Below are 18,485 nucleotides of genomic sequence, written 5' to 3' on the forward strand. Positions count from 1 at the left end.
AGGGGTTTAGTATAGCGATTTTGCCTAATATCCCAGATGCTCCCAGATCCAACCCCCTATTTTGCTGACCTCACAGACCCGCGGCGAGAGGGCAAAAACAAACTCCACAAACTCACGGATATCGTGATGATCGTCTTATGCGCAGTATTGAGCGGCATCGAGGATTGGGTCGGCATGGAAGAGTTTGCCGAAGAAAAAGAAGATTGGCTGCGGACCTTTTTGGAATTACCGAATGGAATTCCCTCGCACGATACCCTGAGTAATGTCTTGGGCCGCCTGAATCCCCAAGCGTTTGCCGAGACCTTTCAACGTTGGGTGCAGGCGGCATTGCCAAGCCTTTCAGGACAGCAAGTCTGTTTGGACGGCAAGACCTTGCGCGGCAGCCGCGAAGGGGATAAGGCCGTGCATTTGATGAGCGCCTTTGCGGCTGAAGCGCGTTGGGTGTTGGCGCAACAGGCGGTGGATGAGAAGACTAACGAAATCAAGGCGATCCCCGATTTATTGTCGATGTTGGACATCAAAGGAGCTCTGATCTCGATCGATGCCATGGGTTGTCAAAAAGCCATTGCGAAAACCATCGTTACGGCGCAAGCGGATTACGTGTTGGCACTGAAGGATAATCATCCGAACCTTTGCGAGGATGTCAGGTTGTGGCTGGATACTGAAAATGCCAACGACCGCTTACCGGTCTACGAAACCATCGACAAAGATCACGGTCGCCTGGAAATACGCCGTTACAGCTTGAGTAGCGAGATTGCTTGGTTGACGCAAAAACCTGACTGGGCCGGGCTACAAGCCATTGGTCGGGTTGAATCGATTCGCACCCTCGGTGACAAGACCTCGGTTGAGTGTCGCTACTATTTGTGTTCGTTTACGGATTTGCAGCGCTTTGCCGAAGGGGTACGGCAGCATTGGGCGATAGAAAATTCCCAGCACTGGGTGCTGGATGTGCAGTTTGGCGAAGATGCGAATCGCGCCAGAACAGATCATTCCGCCGAAAACTTGGCGTTGATGCGACGGATGGCACTCAATTTACTACGAAATAACGGACCTACTAAAGACAGCTTGAAGCGCCGCAAGTTGCGAGCATGTTTGAACGATAACTATCGCTTTAAATTACTCTTCGGAACATCTGCAACATAGCGCGATTGCCCTGTACATATTACACGCATTCATGGGCCAAAACTCTTCAAGAGGACTCGATGCGAAAAGGACACAATTGCATATTGCTGGATGCCGAATCTTTGTGCCATTCTGGATCGACTCTAAGAGAGGCAATCGAGCGAGTTGACTACGTAATATTTTATGGGCACGGCCTCCGGGATCAATGGACTGCGATGCCTTCGAGTTCTAGTGCGGGTGGTGTAGCAGAACGTCCATTGATCGACACTAATAATGTGAGCGTCCTTGATGGACGACAGGTTTATGCGGGGTGCTGTCATTCCCTGACCCAATTAGGTCAAAGTTTCGTAACGATATGTTCTGGCGAGTATGTCGGATATTCACAACGATTTCAGTTTGAGACTACGAACCATCGAGATTTTAGCGCTGTCGTTAACACGTCTGTCATGGCCTATGTTGCAGGGGACTCCGCCAGCAAGGTTGCAACAGCCTTAGCCAATGACTGGGATAGACTGCGTGACGATTTCGTTGCTGGTAGACTACGGACGCGACCAAATGCAATCATGGCTGCTCAATGTGCTGACGATAATAGCCAACGTGTAGGAAGTTTACCTTAAGTTATATTAGGAGTAAGAGCATGATCGACAAGATGGAAGAAACAGCAACTAGCATAGCACTGACGGATGTGGTGGATTCATTTCGAACGGCACTTGGGATTGTGAAGGCTCGAACGCGTGGAGATTTGAAAATCACTCTTACGAAAGTCGATTTGTGTCTAAAAGTCGAAAGTAAAACCGAAGCCAAAGCGGGAGGTAAATTCGTCTACTTTGTGCCAATTGAGGTTGGAGGAAGCCATGAGTCAACAAAGACACATCAACTCATACTGTCGCTTATCCCAAGCCCCGCAGCTGCTGATCTTGGAAAAGCGGAGGCCGAGGAATTGGCCGATGCAATTGTAGACCTTGCTGCTGCGGCTGTTGATATTAAGCAGCGTGTTGCAAAGGATTTCCAGCTTGACACCTTCAGCATTTCAGTCGATGTTGGTGTGTCCCGAGGGGGGAAGCTACAGGTCATCGTGGGAGGGGGGAAATCAACAGGAACATATCATAAAATCGACCTTTCATTTAGAACTCGGTGAGGAAATCGAGGTCATGGCGGTGGGGCGATACCACCACATCAACATCGGATAACCAGTAATTGATCATCTGGATTGTAAGCGCCTGACCTCGCTACTTAGCCCATATATTGCGGTCGTTGGGTGATGCCAACAATGGCTGCTTTATAGACCTCCAGTTCGCCGATTCTGGATTAGTATGACTGGCCGGTTCGGAGAATCGCGACTGGCAGCAACGGGTCGGTCTTTGTCAGTCAAGTCGCTACTGATACCTATGACGAAAAATAACCAGTCCAGAAAAAGTTGGTTTGTCGGGGATAATTGTAGGTTGCAACAGTCAGGTCTTGGTGTCACCGGTTTTGGCGTTATTTGAGATAAACCGCCTCAAACAGCAATATCGATTGATTTTGCTCGTCGTATAAAGTCAGTCTCTCGCCTTGTATTGAATATCGCCGGACTTTATTCAGTGCATCAAGAAAAGTGCTTTCTAGCTCCATAGTCTCGGCGCACGCCATCCTGGTCGTTGCCAAATTTCTGAATTCCAAACGATCATTGTTCCGTTTGTATCCCCCCGAAAACCGATTACAGCCGGAAAAGCCATGGACATGGTTTTCCCCGCCGCCTGTAATCAGGCTGATCTCTTTCCCCCCGGCGTCCAGTGCTGCGGGCTTGCCATTCATTTCCAGGAGTTTCCAATACGTGTTGACCAGACTCGCATCGGGTTTACTGGCTTCTGCTTGCATGGGAGGTGTCGCCACATGGGCGGCATCGTTATTAGCTGCGCAACCAAACAGGGAAAACACGGGTAGGCAGGCAAAGACCAGAGCTTGTTTGTACCTCGGGCGATATGGCGTCATCTAAATTCTCCGGTTAAAAAAGCTATGGCCGTTTGTCCTCTTCAGGGAGCAAGTCGGTTACGCTGCAATTCAAGGCTTTGGCCAGCTTTCGCAAGGCTTCGACCGAAATGTTATGCGCCGTCCCATTCTCCAATTTGCTGATCATGGATTGGGTCACGCCGGAACGCTCCTCAAGCTCTTGTTGAGTAAAGCCAAGTTCTAGGCGTCTTTCCTTCAAGATATTGCCGACATGCATCAGATTCATGGGCATAATGAAAACCGTCGGCATTATATGAATTTATTCATAACCAAGGGAATAGCCGCCGAAGCGACTCTGTTACAGGTTTACTTGATTACCAAGAGGAAATACGGGGGGATGCCGCAGCCCTAAAGATCCCGTCATAATGGTAGTTTTACGACACAACTCAAGCCAACAGAGATGAAAGAAACGATTGTCTCGTTAGTCGCGTTTACAGAAGAGTTATCGGAATTGATTACCTGCTTGGTGAAACAAATTCCCTATGACCATCGACGTCAGGCGATGGAAGATGTTGTGCAAACCTTGCGGGAAGGGAAATCGCGAAAAGCCGAGGACCGGCTCGCCACGAACAGCTTGACCTAATGGCATTGACTCCTTAAAACCGCGACCGCTCAAAAATAGCGATCAAACCCACGCATTTTTGGTATTGATTTTCCCGCCGGCTTACAGCTTATGCACAATGCGCTCAACCGTGACCATCAGTGCAAAAACGCCGCAGACACCGAAGAAAATACATGTCACAAAAACAATTATATGATTGTTTTATATAGCATGATTTTTAATAAAGGCACTCTAAATCCTGATCGGCGCAGTGGAATCGACAAAGATGCTCAACAACTTTAACCAGCTTACCCACAGAGTTATCCACAGAATTTGCGATTGATCCCGTTTTTATCCGTTTGCAATATATGCCACCAAGGTAAAGCGCGTTATCTCGTCAAGGTTTGCTAGAATGCCGGCAAGCTTGCACTTTATGCCACTGCCCACCATCCACCGCTTAAAAAAGGAGGCTTCATGTCGACCGTGGAAAGCATCGTTCTTGGCGCCCTGGCCATTTTATTGCTCTTCTGGATGCAGCCCGGCATAAAGGCCGCGATGACGCGAAGCAAACAAGCTACCGCCGACTGGCCGAGCTTGATCGTGCCTATCGGCATGGTTGTAATATTCGTGCTTTTTCTAATAGCAATGGTTTGAAATGATCGAAGAAGAATATTTTCCAGAAGACGAGGACGAGGAAGCCGAGTATTACGCGATACGTCCGAATAAAACGCAGATAAAAAAAGAAATTGCGGCAATTTTCGCAATGGCCGAGGAAATTTCCGAGCTGGCCCCCGCGCAAATCGCGGAATTCGAATTGCCCGAGAAGATTGTATCCGCGTTGTTGGATGCGGGCAAAATGGGAAAAAACGCCGCACGCAAGCGTTTATTGAAATTCATCACCGCCCAACTGAGAGCGCTGGACACCGAGGCCGTGCAAGAAAAACTGGCCAGAATGAAAAATAAAAGCGCTCACGCCGTCAGGGAGCATCACCAGGCCGAGCGTTGGCGTGATCGATTGCTCTCGGATACCGGCAATCAGCAGTTAACGCTATTGATCGGCGAATATCCCGATGCGGACAGCCAGCACTTGCGCCAACTGCAGCGAAATGCCCAGAAAGAAACCAAGGAGGGCAAACCGCCCAAGTCGGCCCGCCTGTTATACAAATATCTAAAAGACGTGATTACAGCTCAAGCAGGCCATGAGGCCACTTATGCAGACGAGGAAATGGATAGCGACGAAGAGCAATAATCAGGCCTCATCCAGATCAGGCATTTGCCCCGAATTTGCCCAAAAGCAAATGCCGGGGCGGATGGCAATCCGTTTAAAAAGCCAAATTATGCATTTGCCGCAAAATCCAGCTTTGGCGGCGCAGTAAATACGCCGAAGGACGGTCGGCTTTCAAAATCTTCGGATTCGGTAAGGTAGCCGCGAGCAACGCAGCCTGGCTGGCGGAAAGTCGCTGGGCGGAAATGCCGAAATAATGCCGGCTGGCGGCTTCGATGCCGTATAAATGGTCACCGAATTCGGCAATATTCAGATACATCTCCAAAATTCTCGCCTTGCTCCACAGCGTTTCAATCAAGAACGTAAACCAAACTTCCAAAGCCTTACGGCCAAAATTTCTCGCCGGACTCAAAAACAAGTTTTTCGCCACCTGTTGACTTATCGTGCTGGCGCCGCGCATTTTGCCGCCATGCGAATTGTGCTTGTACGCCTTGTAAATCGCATCGAAATCAAAACCGTGATGCTGATAGAAACGCTGATCCTCGGCCGCGATCACGGCCATAAAGGCATGTTTGGAAATATGGTTTCGGTTCATCCAACGCTGATCTATCTCCATATAACCATTGCCCGCAACCAAATCGTCAATATGCTGATGCAGCATGAAGGCAGATGTCGGCGCCGGTAAAAAACGCAACACGCCGACCAGCATCACGGAACCGGCGACCAATGCCAACGCGGCATAAGCCAGAAATTGCTTGATACGTTTTGAAAACGAAAGCGAATTTCCAAAATTTGCCGGTGATTGCCGATAGCGGGAAGGACGAGAGCGACTCAATGCAGTAAAGGAGTTGAAAATATGGACCCATTATCCCTGATTCAACAGTTCATGGGTAAATTGCAGTCCTGTTCTACCTAACACGTCAAATCACGCTACTCATGAGGCAAATAACACAGATTATTTACCAGGGACCTGGCATTTTGTCCTGTAAATCCAGATGAATCAGCCATTAAACAAGTTGGCACGAGTTTCGCTTATAGTATTGCAGGTGTCAGGGATTTTAAGTTCTCTCCCCCGTGAACATGGAAAATATAGATGCCAAGGAATAACCCGGATATTCGCATAGGGAATTTGTGTTTATCCGGGCAAGGACGACCCACTCGAGCGGCCATGCCGGCTTGCTCATGCGCATGCCGCGTAATCAGAACATCTTCCAGTCTATTTGCTTCCAAGCCATTCTCGACGATTCCGCTTTTCTTTCGCCAAGCTTGCGCTGTATGATCCCGGCAACGAATGCCCTCCACGAATCAACGGTCGCAAAATGTCTTCATCGCGCAACATCGTCACTCCCGCCTTCTTCGTCTTATCGCTCTTCGCCTGCGCCAACGGATTTGCCGGCGAAACCGCGAAAGTTTGGGCGGCATTTACCACGCCGACAAACAGCCAGGTCGCTCAAAGCATAGGCAACTATACCAATGGCTGCATCGGCGGCGCCATGGCCCTGCCTCTGTTCGGCAAGGGTTATCAGGTCATGCGCGTTTCGCGCAACCGCTATTTTGGTCACCCGTCGCTCGTTCAATTCATCGAGCGGCTCGGCCAAACAAGCGCCGACCAGCAGCTTGGCACACTATTGATCGGCGACCTGGGACAACCGCGCGGCGGCCCAACCCCAAGCGGACACCGCAGCCACCAGACCGGACTGGATGTCGATATCTGGTTCATGCTGTCAAAACATGCCGATAATCAGATGCTGACGGAAAACGAACGTGAGACCTGGGCTGCAGCGTCGATGCTGGATGCGCATTCCGGCGGCGTGGATTATCGGCAATGGACTCTTGCGCACGCAAAAATCCTCCAGATTGCCGCAAGCCAGCCGGAAGTGGAGCGTATTTTTGTCAATCCCCACATCAAACGGGAATTATGCAGAAACGATGTGGGCCATTCCCGCCTATGGCTGAGAAAAATTCGCCCTTGGTGGAAACATGACGATCATTTTCATGTGCGCCTGAAGTGCCCCGATGACAATCCCTATTGCGCCGCTCAAGAGCCGTTACCGGGTGGAGATGGTTGCGATGCCAGCCTGGATTGGTGGTTTACACCGGATGCCGCCGCGCCCAAGCCCGCCAAGCCGGCGCCTCCGCCAAAGCTGCCTGCCTTGTGCGAACAAGTCATGCAGCAGTGACGAGATTAGCCGCGCATGGGTCAGTCTGGACTGGCCGATGCCGTGGTAAACAATGCCTGAAATTTATTCTTACCGGCGTTGGACTTGCGCTGTTGCGTATTGGCCAACGCCAATTTGGCCTCATTTTGCAACTGGGTATCGGCAAAGACCTGCTGTTTCCGCACCGGCGCCTGCAAGGCTTTTTGAAAAAAGGCTTCGGCCTCGGCCTCGCGACCCTGCCGCAGCAAAAAGTCCGCATAAAAATAATTCGCGTCAATGCCGTTGGGATTGATTTTCAAGCTGGTCTTTAAAAGCCGCTCCGCCACTTCGTCATCCCCAAACGACACCGGCCAACCCGGCACCATGTAATAAAGCGTGCCCAGCGTCACGTAAGCGGCCCCATCCAGGGCTTTTGGATTGATTTTAATCGCGTCTTCCAGCAATTTTTTCGCTTTTTCCAGTGTAGAAAGCGCGGTCAGCGAGGATTCAAATGCCGCATTGGTGGCCATGATCGTGGCTTGCCAAATTTTGGGTTCCGCCGCATTGGGATGGCGCGCAACCAAATCCGCCGCCTGCCTCAATAAGGCAGGGTAGGTTTGCTTTTGTCGCGACTCGTCCGGTTGATAATAAGCCTCGGCCCACGCGCTTTCGATGCTGGAAATGGACGTATCCAGCTCGGAAGCCCTCAGTGGCGACATGAAAAGTAACAAAAAAACAACAACAGTGGCTCTATTCATACAGAAAATATAGTCCATTGTCATTCGGTTTTCAAGATGTGCGTTAAATTATTGTTATTTATTCCAATCTTTGTAGGGGCTTTTAGTCAAATTATTGTTGTAGTAGCGCAAATCGTGTGTAACTTCTTCGCCAATCCAGTCCGGTTTTGCAAAGGATTCACCAATTTGCGACAACTCGACCTCAGCCACGATCAAACCGGCGTTGTCTCCCATGAACTCGTCGATCTCCCAGACATGACCCGCGTGATGAACGAAGTGACGCATTTTTTCAACCAACGGTTTATGACACAACTCATCCAGAATCGCATGGGCGTCGCTCAGCGGGATTTCGTACTCGAATTCCTGCCTATGCGTGCCGATGGTAGCGCTTTTGATGTTCAGCCAGGCGTGACTATCCGAAATGCGCACCCGAATAGAACTCAACGGACTACTGCTGAGATACCCCTGTTTGTAATGCACGGAATGCTCGATTTCGTCGCGCCAGTTGTCGTTTGCCAGCAAAAACTTATGTTCAACTTCCAAAGCCATTGGATTTTCTCCAGAAAATAGTGATTTGCAATAATTCTTTATTATAATGCTTGGTTATTAGGGCAATGGCGAGAGCCTGCGCGCTAAAGTTGCTGTTCATTCACTCTGGAGAAATAAGATGACTTTCGAATTACCTGCATTACCGTACGCAAAAGACGCACTGGCACCGCATATTTCCGCCGAAACCATCGAGTACCACTACGGCAAACACCATCAAACCTATGTCACCAACCTGAACAATCTGGTTCCCGGCACCGAATTTGAAGGCCTGTCCCTGGAAGACATCGTCAAAAAATCCTCCGGCGGTATTTTCAACAATGCGGCGCAAGTCTGGAACCACACCTTCTACTGGAACTGCCTGTCTCCAAACGGCGGCGGCGCGCCAACCGGCGGCCTGGCCAACGCCATCGACAGAACGTTCGGTTCCTTCGACAAATTCAAGGAAGAATTCACCAAATGCGCGGTCACCACTTTCGGCTCAGGCTGGGCCTGGCTGGTAAAAAATCCCAATGGCACACTGGAACTGGTCAGCACCAGCAACGCCGGCTGCCCACTGACCGCAGGTCAAACCCCGATTTTGACTTGTGACGTTTGGGAACACGCGTATTACATCGATTTCCGCAATCTGCGCCCTAAATATCTGGAAGCTTTCTGGGCCTTGGTCAACTGGGATTTCGCCAGCGCCAATTACGAGGCTTAATTAGCTAAGCCCCAGCAAAAAAGGCCGGCATGATAAAAATCATGCCGGCCTTTTTGATGCTTGCCGCAAACACATGTGCAAGCCAGCTTTCAGCTAGAATTTACTGCAACACGTCAGCTTCCTTGCGACCCACACCAAAACTTTCCAACACCATCAAGCCCACACCGATACAAATCGCCGAATCGGCGATATTGAATGCGGGCCAATGCCAGTCTTTATAGTAGACATCGAGGAAATCGATCACATAACCATAGGCCACCCGGTCGATCAGATTGCCGATGGCACCGCCCAATACCAGCGACAACGCAACCGCCAACAAGGTTTCGTGCTTCTGCAATCGGGCCAGCCAAACACCGATGATGCCACTCATGACCAACGCCAGACCGGCAAACAACCAACGCTGCCAACCGCCGGCCTTGGCCAGAAAGCTAAACGCGGCGCCGGTATTGTGGGCATAGGTCAGATTGAAATACGGCAGCAGCGGAATCGAGTCATAAAGCTGCATCGTGGCATCGATTGCCAGCTTGCTGGCCTGATCCAGAATCAGCACCAGCAAGGATAACCACAACCACTTAAGCATAATGCCGGGTCTCGCCGCTGCCGGCCACGTTTTCCACGCAGCGCCCGCACAATTCCGGATGCTCGGCATGCTCGCCGACGTCGTAACGTTGATGCCAGCAACGCACGCATTTTTTGTGCTCGGATACCAGCACCTTCAATTTGACGCCTTCCAGTTCGGTGGCAACCGCATCGTCCGGGCAGAATTGCATGTCGGCCACGCCGGCATTGGAGGTAATGAAGACGAAATGCAGTTCGCTGGCTAGTTTGTTGAGCTCGGCCGCATAACTTTCGCCGCAATACAACTCGACTTCGGCATTCAGGGAGGCGCCAATCGCGCCCTGGCTGCGCAATTGCTCCAACTCCTTGCTGACGACCGTGCGCACGGCCATGACTTTTTCCCAGGTTTTTCCGTTGATGGCGGCATCGGCATCCAATGGAAACAAGCCCTCGTACCAGGTTTCCAAAAATACCGATTCGCTGCGCTGCCCCGGAATGGCTTGCCAGATTTCATCGGCGGTATAACTGATGATGGGCGCCAGCCAGCGCACCATGGATTCGATGACGTGATGCATCGCGGTTTGCGCCGACCGCCGCGCCAGACAATCTTCCTTGGCGGTGTATTGCCTGTCCTTGATGATGTCCAGGTAAAAGCCGCCCAAATCGATGCTGCAGAAATTCAGTACTTTTTGGTAAATGACCTGGAATTGATAATCGCTGTATGCGGCCTTGATCTCTTCCTGCAATTGCCAGGCCTTGTCGACCACCCAGCGATCCAGAGCCAGTAAATCGGCTTTATCGACCGCATGTCGTGCCGGCTCGAACCCATGCAAATTTGATAGCAGGAAACGCGCGGTATTACGTACACGACGATAAGCGTCGGAAGTGCGTTTCAAGATTTCGTCGGATACCGACATTTCGTAGCGATAATCGCTGCCAGCCACCCACAAACGTAACACGTCCGCACCCAGTGATTTCATCACCGTTTGCGGCAACACCACGTTGCCTTTGGATTTGGACATTTTTTTGCCCTCGGCATCGACGGTGAAGCCGTGTGTCAACACTTCCTTGTAAGGCGCAACGTCGTTCATCGCCACTGACGCCAGAAGCGAAGATTGGAACCAGCCGCGATGCTGATCCGAGCCTTCCAGATACAAATCTGCCGGGAAGCGCAGTTGTTCGCGGCGCTCGAGTACCGCGCCATGCGTTACCCCGGAATCGAACCAGACATCCAAGGTATCACTGACTTTTTCGTAATGCTCCGCGTCGGCACCAATCAGTTCGGCCGCATCCAGTTCGAACCAGGCGTCGATGCCCTGCTGCTCGATGCGTTTGGCCACCTGCTCGATCAACTCGGGCGTTCTGGGATGCAATTCACCGGTTTCCTTATGCACAAAGAATGCAATCGGTACACCCCAGGTGCGTTGACGGGAGATACACCAATCGGGACGGTTGACTATCATGGCTTCGATACGCGCCTGCCCCCAATCCGGCACCCAGTCGACGCGCTTGACCTCGTTCAACGCGGTATCGCGCAAGCCGTTTTTCTCCATCGCAATGAACCATTGCGGGGTGGCACGGAAGATGATCGGGGTTTTATGCCGCCAGCAATGCGGATAACTGTGCAACAAGGCATGATGATGAACCAGCTTGCCGCGCTCGCGCAGCACTTCCAGCACCTTGTCATTGGCACTGAACACATGCAGGCCGGCGAACAATTCGGTATTCGGCAGAAACACGCCGTTGCTGCCGACCGGATTATCCACCGGCAGGTTGTATTTCATGCCGACCACATAATCTTCCTGGCCATGGCCGGGAGCGGTATGCACCGCGCCGGTACCGGCATCGGTGGTGACGTGTTCCCCCAGGATGACAGGCACTTGCCGGTCGTAGAAAGGATGTTGCAGCATTTGGCCTTCCAGCGCGCTGCCCTTGCAATAGCCCAAAACATGATGCTCTCCGATGCCGTAACGCACCACGGCATCCTTCAACAAGGCTTCGGCCAACACCAGGCGTTCGGCCTGGCCGTCGATTTCGCATTGCACCACGGCGTATTCCAGCTCGGGATTCAACGCCACGGCCTGATTGGCCGGCAAGGTCCACGGCGTAGTGGTCCAGATGACCACCGAGAGCGGGCCTTGCCCCTCGTGCTCCGGCGCATGGTGGCAGCGAGCCATGAAGGCATGCTCATCGACGACTTGAAAGCGCACATCGATGGCCGGCGAATGCTTGTCTTCGTATTCGACTTCCGCCTCGGCCAACGCGGAACCGCAATCGGTACACCAATGCACCGGCTTCGCACCCTTGCTGAGATGGCCTTTGGCGGCGATTTTGCCCAGCGATCGGACGATGTCGGCCTCGAAGGCAAAATCCATCGTCAAATACGGATTATCCCAATCGCCCAGCACGCCCAGACGGATGAATTCCTCTTTTTGAATGTTGACTTGTTTTTTGGCGTAGGCGCGGCATTCTTTACGAAATTCCGCCGGACTGACTTTGACCCCGGCCTTGCCGACATTTTTTTCCACCATCAATTCGATCGGCAAACCATGGCAATCCCAGCCCGGCACATAGGGCGCATCGAAACCGGCCAAGGTTTTGGATTTGATGATGATGTCCTTCAATACCTTGTTGACAGCGTGACCGATATGAATCGCGCCGTTGGCATAAGGGGGCCCATCGTGCAGCACAAATTTTGGCCGTCCGGCGCAATGTTCGCGGATTTTTTGATACAGCCGGTTTTCGTTCCACTTTTTCAGCATCTCGGGTTCGCGCTGAGCCAGATTGGCTTTCATCGCAAACTCGGTTTTGGGAAGGTTGAGGGTAGTTTTATAATCCGTGGTCATGATGGTATCGTGAGCGCTGCATGCAATCGTAAGTGAGAGTAGGTCGACTAAAGCCGAGCAACCAATCCGTAAGAGTTGCTTCGCATAGCCGTACGATTCTAAATTCCGAGACTAAAAGCCGGATTCTATCACCAACTGCTTCAGCCTATAAACCTAAAGCTTTGGCCGGCTTGTGGCGCAAAAACCCATTTACAATCAATCCAGATTGGACAACTGTATTTCATCGCATTCAAGTTACGGAATTATCATGAAAAGCCCAATTCTTCTGATCTGTCTAAGCTTTCCCGTGGCTAGCTGGGCCGGTGTTTATAAATGCACGGATGCCACGGGCAACACTCATTACCAATCGTCCCCCTGCACAGACGAAAGCAAAGCCGTGCAAATCAATACCAAGACAGGCAGTAGAGTCGATTTAACCGAAATAGAAAGCCGAAAAACCTTGGAAAACGAACAAAAAAAGCAGTTTGAGGCACAGAAACAGGCGGAAGAACACGTCCGACTCGATGCCATAGCCCAGCGCAAGCACGCGGCCATACAGGAACACGAACTGACTCAGGCCATGATCAAGCAAAACCCCAACCAATTTTCCGCCTATGCGATTCCGCCCTACGACCCTGATAAATTGCCGAACTCGGTAAAACCGTTCGAGGAGCGATTGCCTGAAATAGAGAGATTCCGCCGCCTCGCGGCGCAAAAGGCGTTGGCAAGCGGAAAATGCCAACGTGTGGAAGCCGATGAATTGAACGCCAAAAGCACCCAGGAACAACTGATATTCCTGATCAATTGCAGCTCTGGCGCCAGCTATTATTTTAACGAATCCGAATTGACAGAATGAATACAAATCCTCAAACCGTTTTCATCACCGGCTGCTCGTCCGGCATCGGCTATGTCACCGCCCAATTATTGAAAGATCGAGGCCATCGTGTCATTTGCTCGGCCCGCAAGCAAACCGACGTCGAGCGCTTGATCGCCGAAGGCTTCGAGTGTTTACAGCTGGACTTGGCCGACTCCGCCAGCATCCAGCACGCCGTAAAACAGCTGAGCGAAATGACCGATGGCAAAATCGATGCCTTGTTCAATAACGGCGCCTTTGGTCAGCCCGGCGCGGTGGAAGATTTGAGTCGCGAAGCACTTAGAAACCAATTCGAAACCAATTTCTTCGGCACGCATGAATTGACCAATCTACTGATTCCGCTGATGCGCCGGCAAGGCCATGGCCGCATACTCTATAACAGTTCGGTGCTGGGATTCGTCGCGATGAAGTTCCGCGGCGCCTATAACGCCAGCAAGTTTGCGCTGGAAGGCCTGGCGGACACCTTGCGCCTGGAATTGCGCGGCTCCGGTCTCCACATCGTCTTGATAGAACCCGGCCCCATCGAAAGCCGTTTTCGCGCCAACGCATTCGCAATGTATCAAAAGTACATCGATCCCAACCGCAGTTGCCATAAGGCGACTTATCAGGCCATGGAAACACGATTGCAAAAACCGGGGCCGGCCGCGCCCTTCACGTTGCCGGCAACGGCGGTGGCTGAAAAAGTGATACATGCGCTCGAATCGAAACGTCCTAAGGCGCGCTATCGGGTTACCGTTCCGACATATTTGTTTGCCGGGCTGAAACGCCTGTTGCCAACGACCTGGCTGGACAGGATTTTGGCCAGCGTGGCTTGAATCTCAATCTTGAATGTTCGGCATAAAAACAGCCGAATTGAACCACAAACATGCTATGAAACCATGGGAAACATGTTATTATGACCAGTGACATGTGGCACGCTTAAGTATTAAGGGTCATGTGTTCCTTATAAAAACAACTGCGAGGTTTCCATACATGAAAATTTTAAAAAGTGCTGTTATCGCTTGCTCACTGACCGTTGCCATGGGCGCATTCTCAACCGCAGCGGTTGCAGAATCCGATCCAGGTAGAATTACCTATGCCCCTGTCGACGCCATCAATGGGATTTCTGAGCGCGTAGCTGCTGCGGAAGCCGCTATCAATAACGGCGCTTCAGGCGAAGAAGTTGCGACTTTGATCAAAAAAGCCACCGATTTCAGCAAAGAATTGAATGCCAACGACAAAGTCGACAGAGCAAATTCAAAAGCCAAAGCTCATTTGAAAGAAGGCATCAAATCAGCTAAAGCGGGCAACATGGAAGAGACCAAAGCCCACATCAATGCAGCCAAAGAAATCCTTGCGACCCTGAAAGGCTTGCTGTAAATCTCTGGCCAAAAACAGAAAAGGGAGCTTACAGCTCCCTTTTTTTTTACCCCAGGCCCACCAAAAAAACACGATATCACAGACAAAAATCCGTGTTTTCCAGTTGTTTTTCCAGCCAAACCAACAATTCCCTGCTGCTCCTCGGTTTTTCCTGCCCCCAGGCCATTGCCTCCTCGCCCCGCAACAACCGCCAACGCAACAACAAAGCCCGTAGCCGCAGCGAAGCAGTCAGGGAAAAATGAAACCGCTTCAGCAGCTGTTCGTACAAAGCCAAATCCAATACCGGAATACGCTGCCGCAGACAGTTTAATTGTTCCAATATCGCTTCAATGGCATCGATACGCGCCGCCATCCAAGTCTCCACCCTCGTTTCATCGATGGCCGCAATCGAGGTCTCGGCGTTATCGGAAACTATTTTGACGACGTGAATCAATTCGCTCGAAGCACATTTGACCGCAAGCTCATAAAAACCGCTGGCTTCCATGTCGTACAAGGCGTCTTCGACATAGTCCACCTGCGGTTTTGCGTGCGTAGTCAGAGGCGCGGTTTGACAGGGAGGAATGAATGGAAATTGCGGAAAAAAGCCGCGCCCTGTTTCGGCGTCGACAACCTTATCGGCCAGACAAATCGTTCCCGCCGGATAACGCGGGTGACCGGCGATGCCCACGTTGAGCAATATCGGCAATTCCGCATAATCAGGGAATGAAGCCAGCGTATAGCCGACCGCGCCAGCCATGGCCTGCTTGCCAACGCCGCTAATCGTCAAAACCCTGTCCTTGCCGAAATAGATGGCGAACGGCTGCCCCTTGCCCGACAATTTTTTTAATTGCCAAGCCCGAATCAACGGCCGGGCTTCGCAAGCCAGCGCACAAAAAACAAAAACGGTAGGCGTAATCTCAGACACTGGCGAATACCATATTGCTTCGACGCGCTTTCATGCCCAATTCGAACTCGCCGCTCCTACCCGTAGTTGAAATTCATGCATGGCTTATTTGTCGGTAGTAGTCCCGCTAATACCCGAGCTCGGGCCCTTAGCATCCTTGATGAACAACGCCTTTAAACGCGTGAAGGCTGCGCTCAAGGTTTTATCCATTACCACTTGGTTGCCGATGGATACGATCACCCGCGCCAACTCGGGCATTTTGGTTTTGGTTGCCAACATGTAAATCGGCTGTACATACAAAATGGAATTTCCCATCGGCAATATCACCATGCGGCCCTTTTTGACTTCCGATCCCTGCTGATTCCACAAGGTAATTTGCGCCGCGATATCCGGGTTTTGATCGATCAATGCACTCACTTGCGAAGGCCCATTGACTTGCACGGCCTTGGGGAATTTGAAAATGGTGATACCCGGCTTGTAACTGCGCGGATCGCAATGCGAATGATCCATAGTGCCAGCGATGCCCACCATGCTCAAATTGTTGCTGTTGACCGGCGTCATCGGATTGATCATCACGAATTCTTCCGTACTATTGCAACGTTCAAAGTTCATCGTAATGAAATAGGGTAGCACCGGCTCGCCGCTCACCATCGCGTATTGCCAGGTTTCCGCCTGCTCATAAAACGCCTCGGGCGTGTTTTGATGATATTTGGCGAAGATTTTCATTTGCATGTAATACAGATCGCGCGGATAGCGCAGATGCGGCCTCAAGCCCTCCGGCATGTCGTTCAATGGCTTGAAAACGCCCGGATAAGCCCGGCTATAAGCCGCTATGATCGGGTCGGGATCGCAAATGTAATAATCGACCTTGCCGGTATAGGCATCGACCACAATTTTGACCGAATTACGGATGTAATTGAAGTTTTGCACGCCATCCAGGAAATCATCGGCGGCGGGCTTGGCCACCGGATACATGTTCGACAGGGTATAGGCGTCTTGTATCCAGTAAAAACGGTCGTTATCCACCACCAGATAAGGGTCTTTGTCCAGATGCAGAAAGGGTGTCAGCGTCGCTATACGGTCGACGATGTTGCGCCTTATCAACACCTTGCTGTCGGTGGAAATGTTCGGCGAGAAAAATATCTTCTCGTCCTTGAAATAAAACGCAAACAGCAGCTTGCGGAAGTAGGACGGAATCGGCACCCCGGAATTGCCCAAATAGCCACGCGCCATTTCCGCGTCCGTGCCGCTGATATTTTGTGTCACCAGTTTGTTCGGCACAATCGCATACTTATACTCCTCCATACCGTAATAAATATCCGGATACTTGACCGAAAAGCCGACGCTGGAGCTCAAGTTCAAATCGCGCAAATACCAGACGATGGGAATATCGGCGTCTTGCGCGGCCGGCGACACGACGGCGCCAAAGCCGTGGGTGTAGCGCAAATGGGTGTTTTCCCAGTTTTGCGCTTCCTTGCTCAAATTACCGACATTGGTTTCGCGTGCCGCCAGGTTCACTTGCTGATAATGGCCGCGAATGAAGTAACGGTCTTCGTCGACGGTCGGAAAAGTGTAATAGGGCCGGATAGTCTGCAACTGGCGGTAACTGTCGATCAGATATTCCCTGTCCCAAACCGGGATATTTTCGAAGTTTTTCTGTGTCGCCCATTGTTCGATGTCCTGCGTCGCGTCGACATTGATAGGCAGCTCGATGGTGTTGATGTTATTCAGGTCGTAAGCCGCCATGGTCGCATCGATGTTGTACTGCATGAACTGACCTTCGGTGCGCGTCGGATTGGGTTTGACGATGAATTTTTCGATAATCCCGGGCAAAAAGGTCGAATTCTTCAGGCCCGTTAGCGCCATGAAGCCCAACACCGCAATGACGATGGGCGTTTTGCTGCGGTGTTGCTCGGAAAACACATAAAAAATGACCAGGGCGGCGATGCTCAAAAACGCCACCACCGACAGCCATATCAACGGCAATTTATAGCGTAAATCGACAAAGCCAGGGCCGAAAAACACGGGTTCCCGACCGCTTGCATACAACAGCGAGAAGCGGTCCAGCATGAATCCCCAGGTCACGAAAAACACGATGAACGCAAACAGCACGGTCAAGTGAATTTTCGCGCCGAACGGAAATTCCCGCCCCTGATTGGGGATGAATTTATGCTCCAGCCAATACAAGAGGCCTGTTGCACCGAAGCCAAGCACGGCGGTCGTCAACAGCTCCTTTTGAATCAGCATGTAAATGGGGTAGGAAAACAGATAAAAGCTGATGTCCCGTTCGTAGACAGGGTCCTTGATGCCCGAGGAGCTGCCAAAGAAGAACAGCAAGGCATCTTCCCATTGCATGTAAAAAGGTATCGCAACTGCCACGCCCAGCAAAAACGATACCGGAGTATAGACTTTGGCCGACCCGTAAAAAAACACATCGGCAAAACGCTGAAAGCGCCGCCTTTTGGTATCGTCAAGCCAGACCTCGTCCGGAGGATTCAAGCCGAGATAGCGCGAGGCAATCCAGAAATGAAACTGGAAGATAGCGAAGAAGAATATCGTCACCGCGCCGGAGAAAATAAACCGATACAGCAGCCGCAACCAGAAATAGGCTTCAAGCTCGAGGGATCTAAACCACCACAAATCCACGAAAAAATCGAGAAACACGAAGTAAAACGCAACATACACGACAATCGCGCCGATGATCGTAGTGCCTACCAACGCAGGTAACAGTTTCCGGTTACGCATAATTTCCTCTTAAACTTTTAAGTTTGAGCCGATTGGGTGATGGTCTCGCCATGGCTTTACCTGTCGGCTTTACCACCACCATTCTATCACCCAAACTCGCAATGTGACTGCCCGGCGTTCGCGGCAGGATTGCGCCCGCCAGACTTAATTTAACAGCAACGGTCATGAAGCCTTTGCTTCGCCCGGCCCATGAAAGCAGCCTCTCTGGGTGCGACGCCTTCGCCGCGACAAGGGCGCAGC

Annotated in this window: 19 protein-coding genes; 10 read left to right on the forward strand and 9 right to left on the reverse strand. The window is 51.4% G+C overall.

The window, feature by feature from the left end; all coding sequences use genetic code 11:
• The first annotated feature begins 36 nt into the window (after positions 1-36).
• Together NM686_RS20825 and NM686_RS20830 are read left to right on the forward strand one after the other, a co-directional pair.
• The gene (locus NM686_RS20825; RefSeq protein WP_255187025.1) at positions 37-1,143 is read left to right on the forward strand and encodes an ISAs1 family transposase; all 1,107 of its coding nucleotides are present in this window, start codon (positions 37-39) and stop codon (positions 1,141-1,143) included.
• A 616-nt stretch (positions 1,144-1,759) separates the two neighbouring features.
• Positions 1,760-2,260, forward strand: a complete 501-nt coding sequence (locus tag NM686_RS20830; RefSeq protein WP_255189723.1) for a trypco2 family protein — start codon at positions 1,760-1,762, stop codon at positions 2,258-2,260.
• Positions 2,261-2,601: 341 nt separating this feature from the next.
• Here the strand turns inward: NM686_RS20830 and NM686_RS20835 are convergent, their stop codons facing one another.
• Together NM686_RS20835 and NM686_RS20840 are read right to left on the reverse strand one after the other, a co-directional pair.
• Positions 2,602-3,093 (reverse strand): META domain-containing protein, encoded by a 492-nt coding sequence (locus NM686_RS20835; protein ID WP_255189724.1) that lies wholly within the window; start codon positions 3,091-3,093, stop codon positions 2,602-2,604.
• A 22-nt stretch (positions 3,094-3,115) separates the two neighbouring features.
• Positions 3,116-3,337 carry a helix-turn-helix domain-containing protein gene (locus tag NM686_RS20840; RefSeq protein ID WP_255189725.1) on the reverse strand — a complete coding sequence of 74 codons (222 nt, stop codon included), beginning with the start codon at positions 3,335-3,337 and terminating at the stop codon, positions 3,116-3,118.
• Between the two features lie 174 nt (positions 3,338-3,511).
• Between NM686_RS20840 and NM686_RS20845 the strand changes: the two genes are divergently transcribed.
• The 3 genes from NM686_RS20845 (at position 3,512) to yjgA (ending at position 4,901) form a co-directional block, all read left to right on the forward strand.
• The gene (locus tag NM686_RS20845) at positions 3,512-3,694 is read left to right on the forward strand and encodes a hypothetical protein (protein WP_255189726.1); all 183 of its coding nucleotides are present in this window, start codon (positions 3,512-3,514) and stop codon (positions 3,692-3,694) included.
• Positions 3,695-4,126: 432 nt separating this feature from the next.
• Positions 4,127-4,306 (forward strand): hypothetical protein, encoded by a 180-nt coding sequence (locus tag NM686_RS20850; protein WP_255189728.1) that lies wholly within the window; start codon positions 4,127-4,129, stop codon positions 4,304-4,306.
• A 1-nt stretch (position 4,307) separates the two neighbouring features.
• Positions 4,308-4,901 (forward strand): ribosome biogenesis factor YjgA, encoded by a 594-nt coding sequence (yjgA, locus tag NM686_RS20855; RefSeq protein WP_255189729.1) that lies wholly within the window; start codon positions 4,308-4,310, stop codon positions 4,899-4,901.
• A gap of 73 nt (positions 4,902-4,974) precedes the next feature.
• Here the strand turns inward: yjgA and mtgA are convergent, their stop codons facing one another.
• The gene (gene mtgA / locus NM686_RS20860; protein ID WP_255189730.1) at positions 4,975-5,712 is read right to left on the reverse strand and encodes a monofunctional biosynthetic peptidoglycan transglycosylase; all 738 of its coding nucleotides are present in this window, start codon (positions 5,710-5,712) and stop codon (positions 4,975-4,977) included.
• Positions 5,713-6,196: 484 nt separating this feature from the next.
• Here mtgA and mepA point away from each other — a divergent pair, with 484 nt between their 5' ends.
• A complete protein-coding gene (gene mepA, locus NM686_RS20865; RefSeq protein WP_255189731.1) occupies positions 6,197-7,057 on the forward strand; it encodes a penicillin-insensitive murein endopeptidase in 861 nt (286 codons plus the stop codon).
• Between the two features lie 20 nt (positions 7,058-7,077).
• Here the strand turns inward: mepA and NM686_RS20870 are convergent, their stop codons facing one another.
• Both NM686_RS20870 and NM686_RS20875 read right to left on the reverse strand, forming a co-directional pair.
• A complete protein-coding gene (locus NM686_RS20870; protein ID WP_255189732.1) occupies positions 7,078-7,734 on the reverse strand; it encodes a tetratricopeptide repeat protein in 657 nt (218 codons plus the stop codon).
• Between the two features lie 93 nt (positions 7,735-7,827).
• The gene (locus tag NM686_RS20875; protein WP_255189733.1) at positions 7,828-8,301 is read right to left on the reverse strand and encodes a CYTH domain-containing protein; all 474 of its coding nucleotides are present in this window, start codon (positions 8,299-8,301) and stop codon (positions 7,828-7,830) included.
• Between the two features lie 118 nt (positions 8,302-8,419).
• On the opposite strand from NM686_RS20875, the gene sodB reads away from it, so the two are divergent.
• Positions 8,420-9,001, forward strand: a complete 582-nt coding sequence (sodB, locus tag NM686_RS20880; RefSeq protein ID WP_255189734.1) for a superoxide dismutase [Fe] — start codon at positions 8,420-8,422, stop codon at positions 8,999-9,001.
• A gap of 100 nt (positions 9,002-9,101) precedes the next feature.
• On the opposite strand, the gene lspA is transcribed toward sodB, so the two are convergent.
• Together lspA and ileS are read right to left on the reverse strand one after the other, a co-directional pair.
• Positions 9,102-9,581: a signal peptidase II gene (gene lspA, locus NM686_RS20885; protein WP_255189735.1), complete on the reverse strand. Its 480-nt coding sequence runs from the start codon at positions 9,579-9,581 to the stop codon at positions 9,102-9,104.
• Positions 9,574-12,405: an isoleucine--tRNA ligase gene (gene ileS / locus NM686_RS20890; protein WP_255189736.1), complete on the reverse strand. Its 2,832-nt coding sequence runs from the start codon at positions 12,403-12,405 to the stop codon at positions 9,574-9,576. Before ileS ends, lspA begins: the two co-directional genes overlap by 8 nt.
• 247 nt (positions 12,406-12,652) lie before the next feature.
• On the opposite strand from ileS, the gene NM686_RS20895 reads away from it, so the two are divergent.
• From NM686_RS20895 to NM686_RS20905, 3 genes are all read left to right on the forward strand, one after another.
• Positions 12,653-13,240 (forward strand): DUF4124 domain-containing protein, encoded by a 588-nt coding sequence (locus NM686_RS20895; protein WP_255189737.1) that lies wholly within the window; start codon positions 12,653-12,655, stop codon positions 13,238-13,240.
• Positions 13,237-14,073 carry an SDR family oxidoreductase gene (locus NM686_RS20900; protein WP_255189738.1) on the forward strand — a complete coding sequence of 279 codons (837 nt, stop codon included), beginning with the start codon at positions 13,237-13,239 and terminating at the stop codon, positions 14,071-14,073. The genes NM686_RS20895 and NM686_RS20900 overlap by 4 nt, the downstream gene beginning before the upstream one ends.
• Before the next feature lie 157 nt (positions 14,074-14,230).
• Positions 14,231-14,617, forward strand: coding sequence for a hypothetical protein (locus NM686_RS20905; RefSeq protein ID WP_255189739.1), 387 nt, complete (start codon positions 14,231-14,233; stop codon positions 14,615-14,617).
• 76 nt (positions 14,618-14,693) lie between these two features.
• On the opposite strand, the gene NM686_RS20910 is transcribed toward NM686_RS20905, so the two are convergent.
• Together NM686_RS20910 and NM686_RS20915 are read right to left on the reverse strand one after the other, a co-directional pair.
• A complete protein-coding gene (locus NM686_RS20910) occupies positions 14,694-15,521 on the reverse strand; it encodes a nucleoside phosphorylase-I family protein (RefSeq protein WP_255189740.1) in 828 nt (275 codons plus the stop codon).
• An 84-nt stretch (positions 15,522-15,605) separates the two neighbouring features.
• A complete protein-coding gene (locus NM686_RS20915) occupies positions 15,606-18,245 on the reverse strand; it encodes a UPF0182 family protein (RefSeq protein WP_255189741.1) in 2,640 nt (879 codons plus the stop codon).
• Between the last annotated feature and the right edge of the window lie 240 nt (positions 18,246-18,485).

This window comes from Methylomonas rapida (genome assembly GCF_024360925.2).
In the GTDB taxonomy this organism is placed as follows: Bacteria; Pseudomonadota; Gammaproteobacteria; order Methylococcales; family Methylomonadaceae; genus Methylomonas; species Methylomonas rapida.